14 protein-coding genes are annotated in these 16452 nt (G+C 64.9%); 4 read left to right on the top strand and 10 right to left on the bottom strand.

Going from position 1 to position 16452, the window contains the following annotated elements; genetic code table 11:
- Nucleotides 1-41: 41 nt before the first annotated feature.
- The 5 genes from ABIB26_RS19280 to ABIB26_RS19260 all read right to left on the bottom strand — a co-directional run bounded on the left by ABIB26_RS19280 (nucleotide 42) and on the right by ABIB26_RS19260 (nucleotide 5299).
- The gene (locus ABIB26_RS19280) at nucleotides 42-1652 is read right to left on the bottom strand and encodes a multicopper oxidase family protein (protein ID WP_354246818.1); all 1611 of its coding nucleotides are present in this window, start codon (nucleotides 1650-1652) and stop codon (nucleotides 42-44) included.
- A gap of 106 nt (nucleotides 1653-1758) precedes the next feature.
- A complete protein-coding gene (locus ABIB26_RS19275; protein WP_354246815.1) occupies nucleotides 1759-3081 on the bottom strand; it encodes a sensor histidine kinase in 1323 nt (440 codons plus the stop codon).
- Nucleotides 3082-3094: 13 nt separating this feature from the next.
- Nucleotides 3095-3355, bottom strand: a complete 261-nt coding sequence (locus ABIB26_RS19270) for a response regulator transcription factor (RefSeq protein ID WP_354246812.1) — start codon at nucleotides 3353-3355, stop codon at nucleotides 3095-3097.
- A gap of 147 nt (nucleotides 3356-3502) precedes the next feature.
- The gene (locus ABIB26_RS19265) at nucleotides 3503-4669 is read right to left on the bottom strand and encodes a BTAD domain-containing putative transcriptional regulator (protein ID WP_354246809.1); all 1167 of its coding nucleotides are present in this window, start codon (nucleotides 4667-4669) and stop codon (nucleotides 3503-3505) included.
- A gap of 117 nt (nucleotides 4670-4786) precedes the next feature.
- On the bottom strand, nucleotides 4787-5299 hold the full coding sequence (locus ABIB26_RS19260; RefSeq protein ID WP_354246806.1) for a hypothetical protein: 513 nt from the start codon (nucleotides 5297-5299) through the stop codon (nucleotides 4787-4789).
- Between the two features lie 192 nt (nucleotides 5300-5491).
- On the opposite strand from ABIB26_RS19260, the gene ABIB26_RS19255 reads away from it, so the two are divergent.
- The 3 genes from ABIB26_RS19255 to ABIB26_RS19245 all read left to right on the top strand — a co-directional run bounded on the left by ABIB26_RS19255 (nucleotide 5492) and on the right by ABIB26_RS19245 (nucleotide 9514).
- Nucleotides 5492-7636 (top strand): PKD domain-containing protein, encoded by a 2145-nt coding sequence (locus ABIB26_RS19255; RefSeq protein WP_354246803.1) that lies wholly within the window; start codon nucleotides 5492-5494, stop codon nucleotides 7634-7636.
- A 131-nt stretch (nucleotides 7637-7767) separates the two neighbouring features.
- Nucleotides 7768-9015 (top strand): sensor histidine kinase, encoded by a 1248-nt coding sequence (locus ABIB26_RS19250; protein WP_354246800.1) that lies wholly within the window; start codon nucleotides 7768-7770, stop codon nucleotides 9013-9015.
- A 7-nt stretch (nucleotides 9016-9022) separates the two neighbouring features.
- Nucleotides 9023-9514, top strand: coding sequence for a hypothetical protein (locus ABIB26_RS19245; RefSeq protein ID WP_354246797.1), 492 nt, complete (start codon nucleotides 9023-9025; stop codon nucleotides 9512-9514).
- Nucleotides 9515-9817: 303 nt separating this feature from the next.
- Here ABIB26_RS19245 and ABIB26_RS19240 read toward each other — a convergent pair whose 3' ends face one another.
- Nucleotides 9818-11347 (bottom strand): CYTH and CHAD domain-containing protein, encoded by a 1530-nt coding sequence (locus ABIB26_RS19240; RefSeq protein ID WP_354246794.1) that lies wholly within the window; start codon nucleotides 11345-11347, stop codon nucleotides 9818-9820.
- Between the two features lie 484 nt (nucleotides 11348-11831).
- Between ABIB26_RS19240 and ABIB26_RS19235 the strand changes: the two genes are divergently transcribed.
- Nucleotides 11832-12281: a hypothetical protein gene (locus ABIB26_RS19235; protein ID WP_354246791.1), complete on the top strand. Its 450-nt coding sequence runs from the start codon at nucleotides 11832-11834 to the stop codon at nucleotides 12279-12281.
- Nucleotides 12282-12364: 83 nt separating this feature from the next.
- Here ABIB26_RS19235 and ABIB26_RS19230 read toward each other — a convergent pair whose 3' ends face one another.
- The 4 genes from ABIB26_RS19230 to ABIB26_RS19215 all read right to left on the bottom strand — a co-directional run bounded on the left by ABIB26_RS19230 (nucleotide 12365) and on the right by ABIB26_RS19215 (nucleotide 15993).
- Entirely contained in the window at nucleotides 12365-12997 is a 633-nt protein-coding gene (locus ABIB26_RS19230) for a DedA family protein (protein ID WP_354246788.1), read from the bottom strand.
- 258 nt (nucleotides 12998-13255) lie between these two features.
- Nucleotides 13256-13432, bottom strand: coding sequence for a CsbD family protein (locus ABIB26_RS19225; protein WP_354246786.1), 177 nt, complete (start codon nucleotides 13430-13432; stop codon nucleotides 13256-13258).
- A 279-nt stretch (nucleotides 13433-13711) separates the two neighbouring features.
- Nucleotides 13712-14566, bottom strand: a complete 855-nt coding sequence (locus tag ABIB26_RS19220; RefSeq protein ID WP_354246912.1) for a Rieske (2Fe-2S) protein — start codon at nucleotides 14564-14566, stop codon at nucleotides 13712-13714.
- A gap of 500 nt (nucleotides 14567-15066) precedes the next feature.
- The gene (locus ABIB26_RS19215) at nucleotides 15067-15993 is read right to left on the bottom strand and encodes a ferritin-like domain-containing protein (RefSeq protein WP_354246783.1); all 927 of its coding nucleotides are present in this window, start codon (nucleotides 15991-15993) and stop codon (nucleotides 15067-15069) included.
- Between the last annotated feature and the right edge of the window lie 459 nt (nucleotides 15994-16452).

Here is a 16452-nt window from a genome sequence, read left to right as displayed (position 1 = left end):
GCGGGCGCGACGCCTGCCACGGCCGGTCCGTTCTCCTGTATTCACCCCGGATCATCGTCCCAGGTCGCTTTCGCGGCGGTCATGGGATGATCCTCGTCCGGGTCGGTTTCCTTCAGGCCCACCCTGAACTGGGCCATCATGTCGTGGTCCTCGTGCGGCAAATTGTGGCAGTGCATCATATAGAGGCCTTTGTGCGGGGTGAACCTCATGAGGAGCCGGACAGTCTCGCCTTCACCGACGTACACGACGTCCTTGGGGCCGCGCTCGTGGGCCAGCGGCGGCGCCCCGTTGCGGCTGAGGATTTGGAAATCCACGAGGTGGATGTGGAGGGGGTGGAACCAGCCGCCGGACTTATTCTCGATTTCCCAGATTTCCACCGAGTTCATTTCGGGATCGGCAATGACTTTCTTGTATCCGCTGGCGATGACGTCCTGCCAGCTGTCGTCGTTGATGGTCCACATTTGGGTGCTGTCGTTCCTCTTGAGCCGGAATTTACGCGTTTTCACGGATTCCCCGGTCTTCAGCGACATGGCCTCGCTGTTGGCGAGCGTGGTCGGAATCCGGTTCCAGGTGGGGTCCGAGGTGTCCACCGGCTCGTCCGTGACGTCAAAGGCCATGATCTTGTTGGTGAAGTCGTAGTCCACGTTGTTCTTGTTGGACAAGTTGCGGAGTTCAATCCGCTGCCCCGTCTTGTATCTCCGGAAGTCGATGAGGATCTCGTACCGCTCCGATCCAGCATGGCGCCAGCTGGCCACGGGCTGCGCCACAGGGACCAGGCCGCCGTCGGTACCCACCACTACGACGGGATCACTGGTGCTGAGCGTGGGCCGCAAAGAGCGGGAGATGGAGCCGTTCAGGATCCGAAACCGGTAGACACGTTTCTGCACCTTCATGACAGGCCAGGGCTTGCCGTTGACCAGGATCACGTCCCCCCACAGTCCCGAGTGGCTGTTGTCGTCATAGCCCAGGGATCCGTCCGCGGCGAACATGGCATCGCTGACCGTCAGCGCGACGTCGAAGTTGCCCTGCGGGAGGAGCTTCCGTTCTATGGGATCGTGCATGTGGTACTGCGCGGCGAGCCCGGAATAGGCGTTCAGGGCCGTGAAGTGGACGCCGTGGTCGTGGTACCAGAGCGTGCGGGCCGGCTGGAAGTTGGGGTAGTGGTAGTCCTTGTAGAACCCCGGGTGGGTGATATCGCTGGCGTACCCGTCGAATTGCGGCTTCGAGGCAGAACCATGCAGGTGGGTGGACGTGGACAAGGCGTGCCCGTCCAGCGCATGCGCGGCGGGCAGCTGGTTGCGCATCCTCAGCACGGCCTTTGTGCCCTGATCCAGGCTGATCGTCGGTCCGGGGAACAAGCCGTTGTAACCGAGGATGGGTGTGCGCAGCCGCGGCAGTATGTTGGCCATGGCGGCCTTCTCAGTCAGCCTGTAGTAGTTGACGGGCAAGCCGTCCGCGGAATCGATACCGGTGGCGTACGGCTGAAGGATCGGGGCCTGGACAAAGGCTGACTGGAATGTACGCGGCATCTCGCTGGAACTGAGCCGGCTGGCCGACTTGGCCTCGACCGAGCCGAGCGGCAACATGGCGCCACCGGCTCCGAGAACGCCCAATCCCCCGATCAACAGAACCTGACGACGTGATATGGACATGGCCGGTCTCCTTTGTTCGGTAACCCGACGTTGCCGCACCCGGCTTGGAGATATCCTGCGCCGGAGTCACGGACCTTGGAGGAAACCTGAGAATCCGAGGCACCAGTCAATGAGTCGCCGCGAAGCGGGACAACAGCCGCGCTGTCACGGTGGTGCCCGCGCCGGGGACGCTGAGAATTTCCAGGTCTCCGTCGGCTTCACGGATGGTGTCCTGGAGTATCCGCAGGCCCAGATGGCCGTCGCCGGCGCCCCGTGCCGTGTCGAATCCCTTGCCGTTGTCCGAGATGCTTATCTCCGAGCCTCGCTGGTCCGTTCGCAGCGAAACCACCACCATCGTTGCGCCGGAATGTTTGGCACTGTTTGACAGCGCTTCCCTGGCCACACGGAAGAGCAAAGCCGACAATCCAAGGTCCGGAGGTCCATCGTCCGGGATCAGGAGGCGCACCGCGAGGCCGCGTTCCTGATGTGGTTCCACGAGCCGTTCCAGGGAAGTCTTGAGCCCCAGCCGTTCAAGGTCGGGCGGATATAGCTCCCGTGTCATGGCCCGCAGAGAGTGGACGGTCTGCTGCAGAATCCTGCGGGCCCCGCCAAGCACAGGCCGTTGCTCGGGTGGTCCGTGGAGCTCTTCAGACTCCAGGGCGTAGCCCAGCCCCGAGAGGTCCTGGATCACCTCATCGTGCAGATCCCGGGCGATTCTTCGGCGCTCCAGATCGGAGGCTTCAACAGCACGCTTGAGCAGCCGGTTCCGGGTCGCCTGATGGTTCTGAATCCCACGGGCCAGCCTGAGCGCCGGCGGCAGCTGGGCGAGCTGCAGAGCCGCAAGCGAGAGCAGCAGCGGCGGGATCATGCTGTACAGGACTGCCTGCTCCTCGTCCCGGACTGGGTCGTCGTCGTAGTAGGCCTCAAAGATCAGCGGAGTACCATTGCTGGCTGCGGAGCTGACGTAGACCTCTACGAGTTCCCCCGAGGCGAACTCGTACTCGTTTTCCAGTTCCTGCTGGCGTTCAAGCGAAGCTGTCCCCGGCCCCCCGGCCAAAAGGTCCCGGCCCCGGTCCGGCAATTCGAAGTGCTGGCCTACCAGCGAGCGCATGTCCGAATACACCACACGTCCGCTCCCTTCCCACACCTTGATACGCAGCACCGAGGCGTCGTTGCGCCAGGGCTGCAGTGTTCGGTCCAGTGCGTCCAGTGCTGCAGGTTCCCCGGCGAGCAGCGCTTCGTCCACCAGTGGTGTGATGGCCAGGTCCGCCACATGCTGGGTAAGGAGAAGTGCATTGTCCAGAGCGTGCCGTTCTGCCGCTGCACGGATCCAAAACGCGACGGGAGTCGCCACAAGAAGCAGGGCGAGAAAACCCATCAGGAGGAATTTGGCCACGGCAGCCCGGACCTGGAAGCGTTCAGCCGCGCCCGGGAAGTCCTTTGGCCTCACGCCGTCCTCCGCTTCAGAAGGCCTGGACATCGGACTTCACGCTCAGGATGCCCCGGAGTTCCGCCTCGGCCATGGCCTCACTTTGCGAGTGGGAGCCGAGTTTGGAAAAGATCGTTTTGACGTAACCGCGGCAGGTGTGAATCGAGATGCCGAGGGTGCTGGCCACCACGCGCATCTCATGTCCTTCGGCCATCAACCGTAAAACGTCCAACTCGCGGGGGCTTAGGGGGGCCGCTGGGGGGACCCCCTCGGGAGCTGAGTGTGTAACACCCATCTGCGCCACCAATGATGGATGTACCACCATGTTTCCTGCCCGGGCGTGCCGGAGTGTGTCAAGCATGGTGGCCAGCGAGCCGTCTTTGGGCAGGAAGCCGCATATTCCGATGGTCGCTGCCCGCCGCAGGACGTCTTGGGAAGGGTCTCACGTCAGCATGATGATCCGGATATCCGGGCTCTGCGCCAGGATCCGGATCGCCGCCGTGAGCCCGTCGCCGTCGGGCAGGTGATAGTCCATGACCACAACGTCGGGTGCCAGGTCGCGGCACATCTGCACGCCAGTCTCCACGGAGACCGCTGAACCCACACTGCGAAGGTCCGGCTCCCGGTCCAGAGCACCGGTCAGCAGCTCGGTGAACGTTCTGTGGTCATCGACCGTCAGGATGCGGATGGCTGCCACATCGGCCGCGGGTCCGCCATTGTGGACGCCGGCGGCGGATGTTGGGGTTCCAGGCGCTGGGGCTGCCGACGTCGGTGCAGGTGCCGGCGTGGCGATGCCGCCGGTCAGCCGCAGAAGGCGGGCGTACGCGGCGCGAAGGGTATCTCCCGGGGCGCACCCCATCTCCCGGTGCAAGGCGCGCCGGCATTGCTCAAATGCCCTCAGCGCTTCCAGCGGTTGCCCTGCTTCCTCCAGCCCCAACACCAGGGATGACCAGGCCCTCTCGTTGAGGAGATCGCAGGACAGGGCCTCCCTCGCCCAGTGGACCGCCCGATCGGGCTCATGCAGCGCCAGGGCCAATTCTGCGGCCTGCGCCCGGGCTCTACAGACCCGATGCTCATGATTGCCCCGTTCCTCCTCTGCCCAGGGTGCCGTCAGCTCGTCCCCCAGCAGGGGCGCGGATGCCATGCCCAGAGCTTCCTGCAGGAGCTCCAGGGCCTCAGGGGGCTCGCACTTGGATGCCCGGCGCAGCAAATCACTAAAGCGGCTCAGATCAAGGTCCACCAGAGCGGGATCCATCATGTAGCCGCCCGTGACGGTCCGCAGCGGACCGGACTTGCCCTGGCCGGGCTGCAGATGGCGCCGCAGGACGCTGACGTAGCTTTCCAGCGTCGGCAACGCCTCTGCCGGTGGCCGGCCGGCCCACAAGAGGTCAATGAGACGGTCCTTGGATACTGGCGTGCCGAGATTGAGTAAGAGTATTTCGAGGATTTGCCGGGGTTTGGGACCGCCAAGCTCACCGGCATCCAGGATTTCGCCACCGCGTTGGATTCGCAGTGGACCAAGGATCCGGACGTCAAGGACACATTGGCGCAGCAAGTCCCCACACGCGGTTGGTGGACGTGCACTTTCCTGCGAAGTGGTGGGGAGCATCTGAGACCTGCAATTCGGACGGAATTAGTGCCCCAAGCTTTTTCCATCCAGCAACCCCCGGCACGAGTATCCGGTACTCGTTTTCCATGGGTCCTGCCGCCGATGTGCTGCGGGTAGTCAGCCGCGTCCCCGGTGGTGTGCCGCCCCCAACGACAGTCCCGGCCCCCCTGGCAGCTCCAGCGTCAGATCGATGGCCCGGTCCGGAAGCTCGAACACGAGCGTGGCGTTGATGCTTTGACCCTGGGGCACGCCCGCGGGAGCGGGAGAAAACCAGAGCGCCTTCCACATTCCTGCGCCCAGGCCCGACACGGAGTAGCCGGACGGATCATAGGCCAGACCGCCCTCTTCCAGCGCCGTCAGCTCCACCAGTAGGCGTACTCGGTGAAGCCCCTCGGCGGGCGGACTCGCGAGTGCCGCAGAGGCGGCGGCGGGCATCCCGCCGTCGGCCTCGGCCGGTATGACGCCGTTGATGCGCGCCAGTCCCCCGGTGACGCCCGCGGAGGCGCCCAACGGGGCGGGAGGTTTTCGCGGCGTAGCCATGAAGAGGCTGGCCACAAGAGCCCCCACGAGGACTAGCAGGATTGCCGGAACGAGGATTTTCCCGCGCTGGAGCGTAGCTGACCGTGACATGTGGGCAACCTTCCCTGCGGCGCCCTAGGGAAACCCTTGGAAATCACCGCCTCGCCACCGCGACTCGTTTTCCGGACCACAGGATAGTTACAAGTCCGCGTCCATACCGTGACGGTCACAAGTGCGCCGGCCGGTGCACCCTGTTCCTCCCGCCAGTGCGGAGGGCCAGAACAGCACAGGATGGATATCGACATGAAACGAATACTTGGGTTCTTGCTCACGATTTTCGCGGTTGTCTCGCTGGCCGGCCTAGCCTCGGCCGCTGTCGGCCCGCCCGGAACCAACGGGCCCGGACTCGCGGAGGTGGGCCCGGTCGATGCGACGGACGGCTACCCGGTCTGGTACCGCGACAAGACCGGGCTCAGGCTGGAGAAGTGCATAGCGCAGGCCGATCCGCTGTGCCCGGCCCGCGGGCCGTTGCCAGATGAGGCCGCTCCGGTTTCCTTCCCCGGGAACTACCCGGACGAAGGTTTCTACTCCCTCACCAGCGGCACGATGGACACGGCCGGTGGTGGAACAGCGCTCGCCGCCATCGCCTTGGAGCAGGCGTTCTTCAACGGGCCCGTTGCCGACGGCGACCAGGTCACCTTTGCGCGGCTTCGACTGAAAATCACGAATGCCAGGGACGGCGTCGACTACAAATTCACCACACCGGCAGGCACCAAGACCGTCCGGACGTCCAAGCCGGGCCTCGTCTCCGACACGGAGGACATCGGCATCGGCGGAAAGGGCGACTTCTCGGGCGCCTTGGGTGGAAGGGTGGGACCGTTCCTGACCTGGGACACCTACCCCACCGATCCCGCGCTCAAGCCTGACGCAAACGGCAAGAACACCTACGTCGGCGATGGCACCACCCCGCACAAGATCACCGGCAGCCCGTACGGGTCCAATATCTTCCGCATCGAGGGTCCGGGGATCAATCCGAGCGCCACGGCGGATGCATGCCCTTCCGTTCCGGGCCCGGTGGCGGACTGCATCGAGACCGACCTCTTTACCGTGCAGGGAAAACTCGCCACCAACAGCGGGGTGGCCGCCCAGCGGGCAACGTATTCAAGGTCATCGCTCGGCTCAGGGACGGTGGACGTCTTCGCGTCGAGTGAAGCCGGGCCGCAGTCAATTCTGTTCTCTGATGCTTCAGCCGGCAACGCCGTCTTCAGCCCCACGGCACTGGAGGGATCCGGCGGCACCTACTTCGCCAGGATCGCCTTTGAGGGGCCCCAGCCGCCGGCCTCGGTCTCTGTCACGAACTCGAGCGATGTTCCGGCGTCATCGAAGAAGATCGACGTCGTGGACAAGGTCAGCGGCAAGGCCACCTTCAACACCGACAGCGGTGTCCTCTCCGTCGAAGCGGTGTCCAGCGACACAGCTGGCGCACGGACCCTGACGGCCGTGGGCTTCGGCGAACTCGCATCGGGCTCGCTGGCATCGGGCCGTCTCCCGGCCCCTCCGGCTTCTGTCACCGTGCGGTCCGATGCCAAGGGCGAGGTTGTCATTCCTGTTGAGGTGACGGGAAGTGCCCGTGCTCCGATTCCGGTGGTGGCCCAGGCTGGCGCGGATCAAGCGGTCACCGAAGGCCAGAAGGTAGACCTGGACGGATCCGCTTCCAGCGGTCCGGTGTCCACCTATTCGTGGAGCAGTCCTCCGGCAGTTGTCCTCAGCGACCCCAACGCGGTCCGGCCCAGCTTCACCGCACCTGCACCGGGTGAATATGTCTTCTCCCTGACGGTCAACGGGCCGGGCGGTCCGAGTACGGCAATCGTGAAGGTGACGGTCACAGCCTCCGCCCCGGCGGTAGCCAACGCCGGACCAAACCAGCTAAATGCGCAGCGCGGAGCCAAGGTCACCTTGGATGGCAGCGGCTCTAACGGCGCAGCCACCTATTCTTGGAAGCAGATTGTGGGCCCGGGTGATCCCACGGCCGCCCTCACCGGCGCCAATTCCGCCCGTCCTTCGTTCACCTTCCCGCTTTACAAGTACCCTGCAAGTGCGGGCGCGCTGACCTTCAAACTGACGGTCGGAAGCCCGGACGGGTCCTCAAGCGACGCCCAGGTGACAGTGACCGCCCAGGCGGACACCGTGGCGGTTAGCTCCGCCCGCTACACGGCCAGCAAGCGCGAATGGCGAGTGGACGGGACCAGCTCCAAGCAGGCCGGTCAGACGGTCACCGTGCACCTCGGCGGTTTGGAGGGAACCGTCCTGGGGACGGCCGTCGTGGACGCTACGGGATCGTTTTCCATCCGAGGTTCATCGACTGCTGTAGGCCGGGCAGGGCAGACCGTAAGCGTTGAGTCTCCGCTGGGCGGCACCGCCACCGGCTTTGCCGTCCGTGTCCAGTAACCATCCTGGCGTTGGACCCCGGGGGGGCGGCCGTCAGGCCGGCCGTCCCCCGGGGCCTCGGCGCCAGGCAACCTGCCGGCTCGTGGCCCGGTGTGCTCAAAGCTGCGCTAGGGTCCGTCAAGGCGCGGATCGTGACAACCCTGATAACCCTCATGGCCTCCGGGATGCTGGTCTCCGGAGCCGCGACCCACGCCGTCCAGGTGGTGCTGCTCGACAACCGGGCCAACCGAGAGCCGTTGATTCTGGACGACGGGGCCGTGCGGCTCGCCGCCTCCACGGGCCAGCTCGCAACCTCCGGCCAAGGAGGCCCGGTCTTAGCGCGGGGCGACGCCGGTCTTCAACGGGGCGAGATCCTACAGTCGCTCGGCACGTACGGCGCAACTTCCCTCCTGACCCTCCTCGCGGCAAGCCTCGTTGCGTACCTGGTTGTGGGACGGCTGCTCCGCCCCCTCCGGCGTCTCCGAGACGCCGCAGAGCGTCTGTCGCTCGATGATTGTGTTCAACGAGTCCCGTTGCCTTCCTCCGCTGACGACGACGTAGCCATGCTCGCCGCCAGCTTCAACGCCATGATGGATCGGTTCGAACGTGGCGGCGCCGACATCCGCCAATTTCTCGACGATGCCAGTCATCAGCTGGGGACTCCCGTCGCTGTCGTTAGGAGGCACATCGAGCTACTCAGTGCCGACGACGACGGCGACGTCGCCGACGTCGCGCGAACGCGAACGCGACATCTAGTCCTCAAGGAGCTGGACCGCATGCAGCTCCTGGTCAGCGACTTCCAGGTTCTGGCTGGAAGTGGACGCCCGGACTTCATCCACGCCGAATGGATCGACGTAGATCAATTCCTGCACGACGCCATGCACCGGGCCAGCAGCCTGGGCCGCCGGCGCTGGATCCTCAGCGTCAAGCCGGGCGGCTGGGTCCTTGCCGATCCCGTGCGCTTGGCCCAGGCAGTCGATCAGCTCGCCGCCAATGCCGTGCAGTCCACCTCGGAGCTAGACATGATCTCTCTCGGCGGCGTCTGGGCTGAACCGCCAGCCGCAGCGATGCGCAACCGCCCGTCTGCCGCGGGGGCTGCGTCTGCCCTGATCGGAGGATTGGAACTGTTTGTCGCTGACACAGGATCGGGGATTCCTGCCGAGGAGCATCAGCGGATATTTGAGCGGTTCGCGGTCTCCGGTCCCAACGCCGTGGGCGGGAGACAGCGTCCCGGGTTGCCGATAGTCAAGGCAATCGCAGAGGCGCACGCGGGCAGTGTCCATGTCCACTCTGCGCCGCGAAGCGGAAACAGATTCACCCTCTGGCTTCCGGCCCGGCTGGACAGCGACCGTCAATTATTTCTGGGCGGACACGCGCCCCTGACGTCCTGGCCCGGGTAGGAGACCGGTGATTCCCAATGAACGGAGCACGAACAGCGTTCGCCGCGGCGCCGATGCCTACCACTCGGACCGCCGGCTGTCCGAGCGGACACGGAGAAGCGACATGATCCGGGGGGAAGACTTCTACCGCGAACCCTGCCCGCTTCCCGCTTATGGCAACGGTGCGGCGACGCCGTCACCGTCCCATGAAACCGAATCCGAATCCGAATCCGAATCCGAATCCGAATCCGACGAGTATGCAGGCACGTCCCTGCGCTTACAGGTACTCGAAATCATAGACAGCCTTCTGAACAGTACCGGGCCTGAACTGGAACAGCTCCGGGTCCGTCTGCGGCGTCGGGTCAAAGAGCATCCCTGGGAACCGGAGACGGCCTTGTTGCAACACCTCTTCGATCGCGAGCAGTACCCTGCCGCTCCACGGGAAGCGAATGTCGTCCCTGCACGAGTGCCAGACAGTATGCCGACGACGGCGCTTCCGCAATGGCCGCCCGTTGGGTAGCCTGGCTTGCGTCGTCGCGGAGATCGTTTCGCCGTCGTCGCGGAACTTTAGGCGGCCGGCCACCCTCGGGCTGCGGACCACGGCGGTGAGTGGAGTTGCCCGCGTTGATCGGCGTCTCTGCCTCGAAGGAGTTCATCGCCGGCACAGTATGGGCGTTGCCGAAGACACCTCCCGAAAGCGGGCTGCGTTGGTGAACATCGCAACTGCTGTGCTCCGGCGCGCTTCAGAACGCCGGTCTACGTAGCGAGGCTGGGGTGGCCCGGCTTGGTTTCCCTGGATCATGGTGGACTGACCGGTAATTCATCAGTCGAGTCGGATGCCGTAGGCCTTCTTCCGGATTTTGAGGTATTTCGCCTCCGCGGCTTGGGCGAGGCGTTCCTCAACGCCCTCGATCCGGCGGTAGGCGAGCGCTGTGCGACCGGGCAGGTCGGGAGCGGCGGCCAGGTGGCTCAGGAATGCGCGGGCCTTCACGCTGTCCTGGTGATGTCCCAGGACTTTCTCTAGCCGCTTGGCTGCCTTGGCCAGCGTGCGGGCGCGTTTCCCATGGATTGCGGTCACGGACTCGGCTGCGTGCCGGAGCCGTTTTGCGTCCTTGCGGACCTGCTGCAGCGCGGTGTCGTGGGAGGTGCCGTCGCCGGAGTCGGCGGCCGTCTGGTGCGCGCGGTCCAGCCGCTGGGCGTCCTTGTTGACCAGTTTGGTCGTCGTCTTACGCGCGGGTCTGGAGGCCCGGGCCGTGGCGGGCGGGTAGTCGCGGAAATCCTCGAGGTCCTCCAGGAGCCGGTAGTAGCGCCCGGTCTCGAGGGTCTTCAACACCCTCTTGTAGCCGGCGTTGTAGGCGGTGCCGAGCTCGTGCTCGATCGGCTCGCGTATTGGTCCGTGCCCGAGCCCCTTCGGCAGCTCCCGGACGTGCTGGCGCAACCGCTCGCGCATGACTTCTGCATCGCGGGGCGGGCCGAGGATCGAAGCGAGCCATTTCAGTTCGTCCCGGAGTCTCCGGACACTGGTTTTCCTGAAGAGTCTGCGGTAAGTGGCCAAGGCCGAGCGGGACCGGCGGGTTGCCGACCGCATTTGGTGGACGGCGTCCGGTCTTCCCAGGCGCACACCGGGATCGTGGGTAAGGAGCTCGGTGATCTGCTCGCCGAGGTATGCGGTCACGACGTCGGTTGCCGGTCCTTTCTTCCGCGGCGCTTTCTTCCGCGGCCCGCGATTTCGGGGGACGTGTTCTGGCGGCCAGGCGTCTCCGAGGGCCCGCGCCAGTTTGGAGGTGTGACGGGAGCGGCCCGCACCCGTGGCGGTAAGGGTTGCTTCGGCCGCTGTGAAGAGTCGGGGGGCGCCGTGGACGAGTTCGAACTCCCATTCACGACAGGCCATGCCTGGTCCGGGCGGATGCAGGGCTTGAGCCTGGACCCGGTCGTCAGCGAAGTCGGCGAGGTGCTCGCCTCCGGGCCCGTAGAGCCAATAGGTTGTACGCTGCGAACTCAGCCGGGCGACCGGTATGACGTGTTCGCCGCGGGTATACACGTGCAGGTGATCGGCCAGTTCCTCCGGCACGGTCTCTGGTTGGCCCAGCGGCGCGTGGAGTTCCCGCCGCTGGTCAGGCCCGGCGGGGAACTTGAGGTGCCATCCGTCGTCGGTTCCGCCGGTGCGGCGCCGCAGGGTGATGCGCCGGGAGGCGAGGGCGAGGGCCGGCGTGTCGAAGTACACGGCCTCCAAGTGGTCCGTCACCGGTTCCGAGACGCGTTCCACACCGGGGACTTCCAGCAGGGCCGGAAGCGGAGTGGAGGTCTCGGCGTCGTACTTTTGTTCCGATTCGAGGTTTCCCGTGGGTTCCATGTCGGTCAGGAGTCCGCCCCGGTCGCGCCTTCGCGGTCCAGGCGCAGGTCGGCGCCGAGCTGCCGGAGTGCCGCCAGGTCTTCCTGCAGCAGCGCCCTGATGAGCCTTTGGATGTCCGTCATTGTGAGCCGCCTTAGCCGGCACCGCTAGAACGAGGTCATGGTCCCCTGCGGGCGACTCCGTGGTGCCTTGACCGGTTGCGTCCACCCCGATTCTAGGCCCGCTGAATTGGCCCGGCCAGACCCTCCATCTGTACCCGGAAAGATAGGGCCGCCGTGCGGACCCATGGGCGCCCGGGCCTGGGGGTGACGGTGCAGATGCAATCCGTCCGGCGATCGGCCTACGTCTTCCGCCAAGGATTCCTCAAGCTCAGGAGGGCACCATCTGGGAAGCGGCATGGGGTTCACGAGCGTTCCAACTCAGTTCCGAAAACCCACGCTCCGCGCCGCCATCCGGTCAGGGCAACTGTTTGAGGGGACATATCATGGCCACCGATTATCATCGCCACGTTCCAAAGGTATCCATTCACGCCATTTGGCGCCGGGCAGTCGGCGAGAATCGGCCCGCGGCGCTCCGGATGAGAATTGGTCTGGGCATTTCCTTTGTTGGACTCCTGATGCTCACGGGCTGCGGTTCCACGGCCGCCACGCCGATTGCGACGGCCACCGTCACGGCCACCAGCCCGCCTTCCCTGGTCGTATTTGACCCCCAGACCAGTGGCAAATTCCTGGCCGATCGGATCTCGGCCAGAGCGCGGCCTAAGACTCCCGGAGTGACGATTTCCGCCGTGGAGTGCAAGAACTTTCCCGACATCAAGGTTGACACGCATACCGATTGCCAAATGGTTGTCAACGGCGTCAAACGGGGGTATCTGGCGACCTTCACCCAACGCGACGGCCACTACGAGATCAAAGCACAGGACCTGACCTGGTAGGCCCGCGGCCCTTCGGGTCCCGTGCCACGCGTCAGAACCCTAGTGCTGCGCCGACGCCGGCAACGCGCCGCCGTCGGCAAGTGTCATTCAGCGTTGGAGGCTTCCGGGCGGTGCGGCTCCCTGCGGGCCGTCCTGACTCTCCAGATGATAAGGCCGACCACCGTGACCGCACCGGCGACGGCGGCGATATCGCGCCCTGCAGACTTGGCGACGGTGTCATAGGAGTTGCCCGCCAGGAAGCCCAGCAGGACGAAACCTGCACCCCAAGTAGCGCCCCCGGCGACGTTGAAAGCCAGAAACCGCCGGTACGGCATGTGCGCCGTGCCCGCCAAGGCAGGCATGACGGCGCGGAAGAACGCGACGAAGCGTCCGAGGAAGACGGCGGCGCCCCCTTTGCGTCGGAGGAAGTCCTGTGCCTCTTCCAGCTTCGTGCGCCTCTTCCGGAAGACCCTGAGTTCAAGGAACCGCGGGCCGAGATGCCTGCCAACCTCGTAGCCCACCGAATCCCCCAGAACCGCGGCCAAAACGACCAGCACCATCATGAGCCACAGTTGCACGTTGCCGCGGCTGGCAACAACTCCGCCCAGCACGGCCGCTGTTTCTCCTGGCAGTAGAAAACCCACGAACAGCGCATCCTCGGCAAAGACCAAGCCCACTACCAACACGTAGGCAAGGAGCGGCGGGACATTCAGGATTCCTTCAACGAACTGCGTCACCGAAACGCCCCCTTGTTGTCCACGGGTGCGCGAGCCCGCTTCGCAGGGACCACCCATGTGCCGATGGATCCGACGATGCGCTCGTCAGGGTTCGCGATGAACGGGTAACGGAGGAGAACGCACTCCAAGCGGAAGCATCGGGACGCATCCGCGGTCAGGGACGCACGCTTGGGTTGAACAGGACCCGAGCACCTCGGGACCTCGAACCCAATCGGAAGGGCGCCGCGCCTTCGGGTGCCACGCCCCGTCCTTGCGGGTTCAGTCTTTCTTGAAAGCGTCCTTGACTTTCTCGCCGGCCTGCTTCAAGTCCGCCTTCGCCTGGTCGCCTTTGCCTTCGGCCTTGAGGCTGTCATCGCCTGTCGCTTCGCCGGCGGCCACTTTGCCCTTGCCGCCAAGTTTTTCGGCGGCGTTGCCGATCTTGTCGTCCACACCCATGATCTCGCTCCTTGCGGTTTGCTGCCCGCCGGCGCAGGGCCGGCGGCTGACTACTTAATCGTACCCACGCCCCGGACAGCCGACCAGACCAGTGGAGGCAACCTCGACGAACTTCTTGGTCGAGAGAGTTTCTGGCCCTCGCCGCGTTCGATGCTTCGGATATCGTTTGCGCCCTAACTGCTCACACGTTGCCCATGACACGACCCCCGTCGTCGGAGGTGTTCATCTATGGTCTTGCCGTGCGAGACATGGAACCCCCGACCACGCAGGTCAGTTCTCCTAACCCGCCCCAGGAAGGGACACCTCAACAACGCCATTCATCACGCGTGTGCTGAACCGCGGCTGTCCCGCTGTCGCCGGTCCCCCCACAACTTCTCCGCTGCGCAGCGAAAAAGCACTCCCATGCCACGGACAGACGACGCACGGCTCCCCTCGGTCCGCGACCTCGCCCTCATGGAGTGGTCCGGACAGGTGGCTACAGACGTCCGACAATACATGGAGCCGCTCCCCCTCGCGGAAGACAAGCAGCGGCATTCGAGCCACCATGCGACGCTCAAGCTTGCCATCGGCGAACTCGTTCACCGGCGCTAGGCCGTGCCAGCCGGCGGGGAAACGGTGCGGTACGTCTTCGCTATGGTTCACGCCGGCCGCCTGCCGATACGTGAGGTGACCACCGAGGAATCCCGCGGCCGAAACGGTCGCAAGGCCCAGGTAGCCGAACAACCTCCCGCGTGTCTGCCGGCCGCGGGAACGCTCCACGAGGGACACAATGTACAGACCTGTCGCCGCGATGTTGGCCGCGGCGTGCACAAGGCCCACGCGCTGTTGCTGCTCATGAAGCTCCGACCAGTCGGTGAAACCCGCGACAGCAGAAGGAACCGCGGTGATCGCTCCCACGCCAATCAGAACACCGGCGGCACGATCGCTTCCGGGCACGGCATCAAGGATGGCGGCCGATATCCAAGCACCCAACGGTACCTGGACTGCAAGAGGATGAACCGGGTGTCCCACTGGAACCCCATGGAGCACATCACGGAGCCATGGGGAACGGACGATCGAGTTCACGGCTCCTCTGGCTCCAGAGACCCAAGGATCCAGCCAGACAGCGTCCTCGAAGCGAGAAACGAGATTCATTAGCGGCAACGTTTTCATGTGTCCTCCATCAACGTGTGGTTCAGATGAGCCTAATTTCTCGGCGCTGATCCGCACAGGCCCAGGAGGAACCAACGGCACGCCGGCAACCGACCGACTGGCCGTAGAGAACCTGAAAAATCCCTCCGTGTCCGCTGTCTCCTGCGTGCCGGCGATCCGGTCAATGCCTCGGCCAGCGGGACGACGTCGTTGAATTGTTCTTTGCAGCAGCAGGATCAACCTCCGGCCGGACGCTACCGAGACAGCGGAGGCGCTCACACTGCGGGGGACTCCAATCCGAGTCCGCCGCGACGAACCCCTCAGCGGCGGGGACATTCGAGGACCCGCGGTTTGAAGGCCAGGGCAACCGCAGACGACGTCCAGATTCCGAACAGGCTCAACGAGAGCTGTGCCGGATTCAGCCCTTTTGCCATACTGAACCGACAACTGCTGATGCGTCGTCGCCTCTGGGGAACTGTGAGTCGTCCGCGGTTGTCGTGTTTTTAGTGGGCGGCGCTGGTGTTGATGTCGCCGTTGACGCCCTTGGGGAAGAATCCGCCTTCGCGTACTGCCTTGGGGGTGAGGTAGGCGATGTTGAGGACCTGTCCGGCGCTGCGGCTGAAGGCGATGCCGTTCCCGTCGGTGGGGACGAGGTTGGCGGTGTCTTTGGTCCCGATTCCCTGGTCGAGGTCGGCGGAGCCGTCGAGGCTGTCCCGGGCATCCGAGATCTTCTCGGCGGGATCCTGCTGTCCGCGGGCGTAGAGGGTGGTTCGGATGATGCCGGCGTGGTAGGCCTCGACGGCGAGGATGCCGGCGGCGGCTTCGAGATAGGTTTTGTTATCGATCAACGGGGCTGCTCCCTTATAGGCGGTGACGCCTACGTCTTCGAAGATGAAGGCGCCAAGGAGGAAGTTCTCTTCACTGGCAAACGGATTGAATTTCTGGCCGTCCTTGATCAAGCCGGCGGCCTTTGCCGCGGCGGTGAAGCTGGCTTCCAGATCAATCTGGGGCCGGGATACAGCGGCGCCTCCCAGCGCGGTGCGGAGGAACTTGACGTGGGATTTTTCGTCGTTGGCTATTTCCCAGGCGTATTTCTTGATCAGGCTGGATTTGAAGGGGACCGCCGCGCCGCCGGTGACGCCGCCCTTGCGTCCCTTGCCGTCCGTGAGCCCGTCGTCCAGGCCCCGGCCCGTGACCGCTCGCAGGTAGAACTCCGCCTCGAGGTATTCCAGGTTGAGGGCGAAGTTCAGGATCGCCCCGTCGCTGGGCGCGCCGGCCGGCTTCTCTGCGTCCCTGGACGCCTGGGCCGGTGAACTGGCGAGCAAAGCTGCAGCGCCGCCAATCCCGGCGGCCCGGAACAACAGACGCCGGTCCATCGGATCCTCGGCGCTGCGGCTCATTGCGGTGGTGATAAATTTCTGGTCGAACATTGGTGTGCTCCTGTCATGAATGCGATTTTGAGACCATGACATCCGGAGGATTCTCCCCCGGGCGCCAGCCAGAGGAGCCAGCCCAAACGTCTGGCTATGGACGGGCTCACATGGTGACACTGAGGGTTCGTTGTGATCCGAGTCACGGATGGGTGACCGGAGAAACTTTTTCGCACCGCTTGCGGCAGTCCGCCGGCAGAGCCGGACTCCGGACTGTCGATACCATCCCGCACACCGGTGCCGCCTGTGCCCCGGGCCTGGTGATGGCCGGGCGAGCCGCGTGCGATTGACCTGTGCTGCGCGTGCCCCCGCCCGGTGCTGGACGCAAATCCTGACAGCCACATTGGCGGCCTTTCGCGGGCGGCCGCTGACCGCACCAGACTGTGCCTTGAACGGGCATCGCACGGCACCCGTAGCTTTGTGCCGGCTGAACGAGGCGACAAATGTGGATAGACAGGC

Origin of the sequence: Arthrobacter sp. UYEF20 (genome assembly GCF_040546335.1) — a bacterium.
In the GTDB taxonomy this organism is placed as follows: Bacteria; Actinomycetota; Actinomycetes; order Actinomycetales; family Micrococcaceae; genus Arthrobacter.
The sequence above is the reverse complement of the archived record's forward strand: the minus strand, read 5'-3'. Positions and strand labels throughout refer to the sequence as shown.

What these genes read in the sequence shown, in the direction of transcription:
- ABIB26_RS19280 (WP_354246818.1), bottom strand. Translation starts at nt 1,652, where the DNA reads ATGTCCATATCACGTCGTCAGGTTCTGTTGATCGGGGGATTGGGCGTT.
- ABIB26_RS19270 (WP_354246812.1), bottom strand. Translation starts at nt 3,355, where the DNA reads ATGGGTGTTACACACTCAGCTCCCGAGGGGGTCCCCCCAGCGGCCCCC.
- ABIB26_RS19265 (WP_354246809.1), bottom strand. Translation starts at nt 4,669, where the DNA reads ATGCTCCCCACCACTTCGCAGGAAAGTGCACGTCCACCAACCGCGTGT.
- ABIB26_RS19260 (WP_354246806.1), bottom strand. Translation starts at nt 5,299, where the DNA reads ATGTCACGGTCAGCTACGCTCCAGCGCGGGAAAATCCTCGTTCCGGCA.
- ABIB26_RS19255 (WP_354246803.1), top strand. Translation starts at nt 5,492, where the DNA reads ATGAAACGAATACTTGGGTTCTTGCTCACGATTTTCGCGGTTGTCTCG.
- ABIB26_RS19240 (WP_354246794.1), bottom strand. Translation starts at nt 11,347, where the DNA reads ATGGAACCCACGGGAAACCTCGAATCGGAACAAAAGTACGACGCCGAG.
- ABIB26_RS19235 (WP_354246791.1), top strand. Translation starts at nt 11,832, where the DNA reads ATGGCCACCGATTATCATCGCCACGTTCCAAAGGTATCCATTCACGCC.
- ABIB26_RS19225 (WP_354246786.1), bottom strand. Translation starts at nt 13,432, where the DNA reads ATGGGTGTGGACGACAAGATCGGCAACGCCGCCGAAAAACTTGGCGGC.
- ABIB26_RS19220 (WP_354246912.1), bottom strand. Translation starts at nt 14,566, where the DNA reads ATGAATCTCGTTTCTCGCTTCGAGGACGCTGTCTGGCTGGATCCTTGG.
- ABIB26_RS19215 (WP_354246783.1), bottom strand. Translation starts at nt 15,993, where the DNA reads ATGTTCGACCAGAAATTTATCACCACCGCAATGAGCCGCAGCGCCGAG.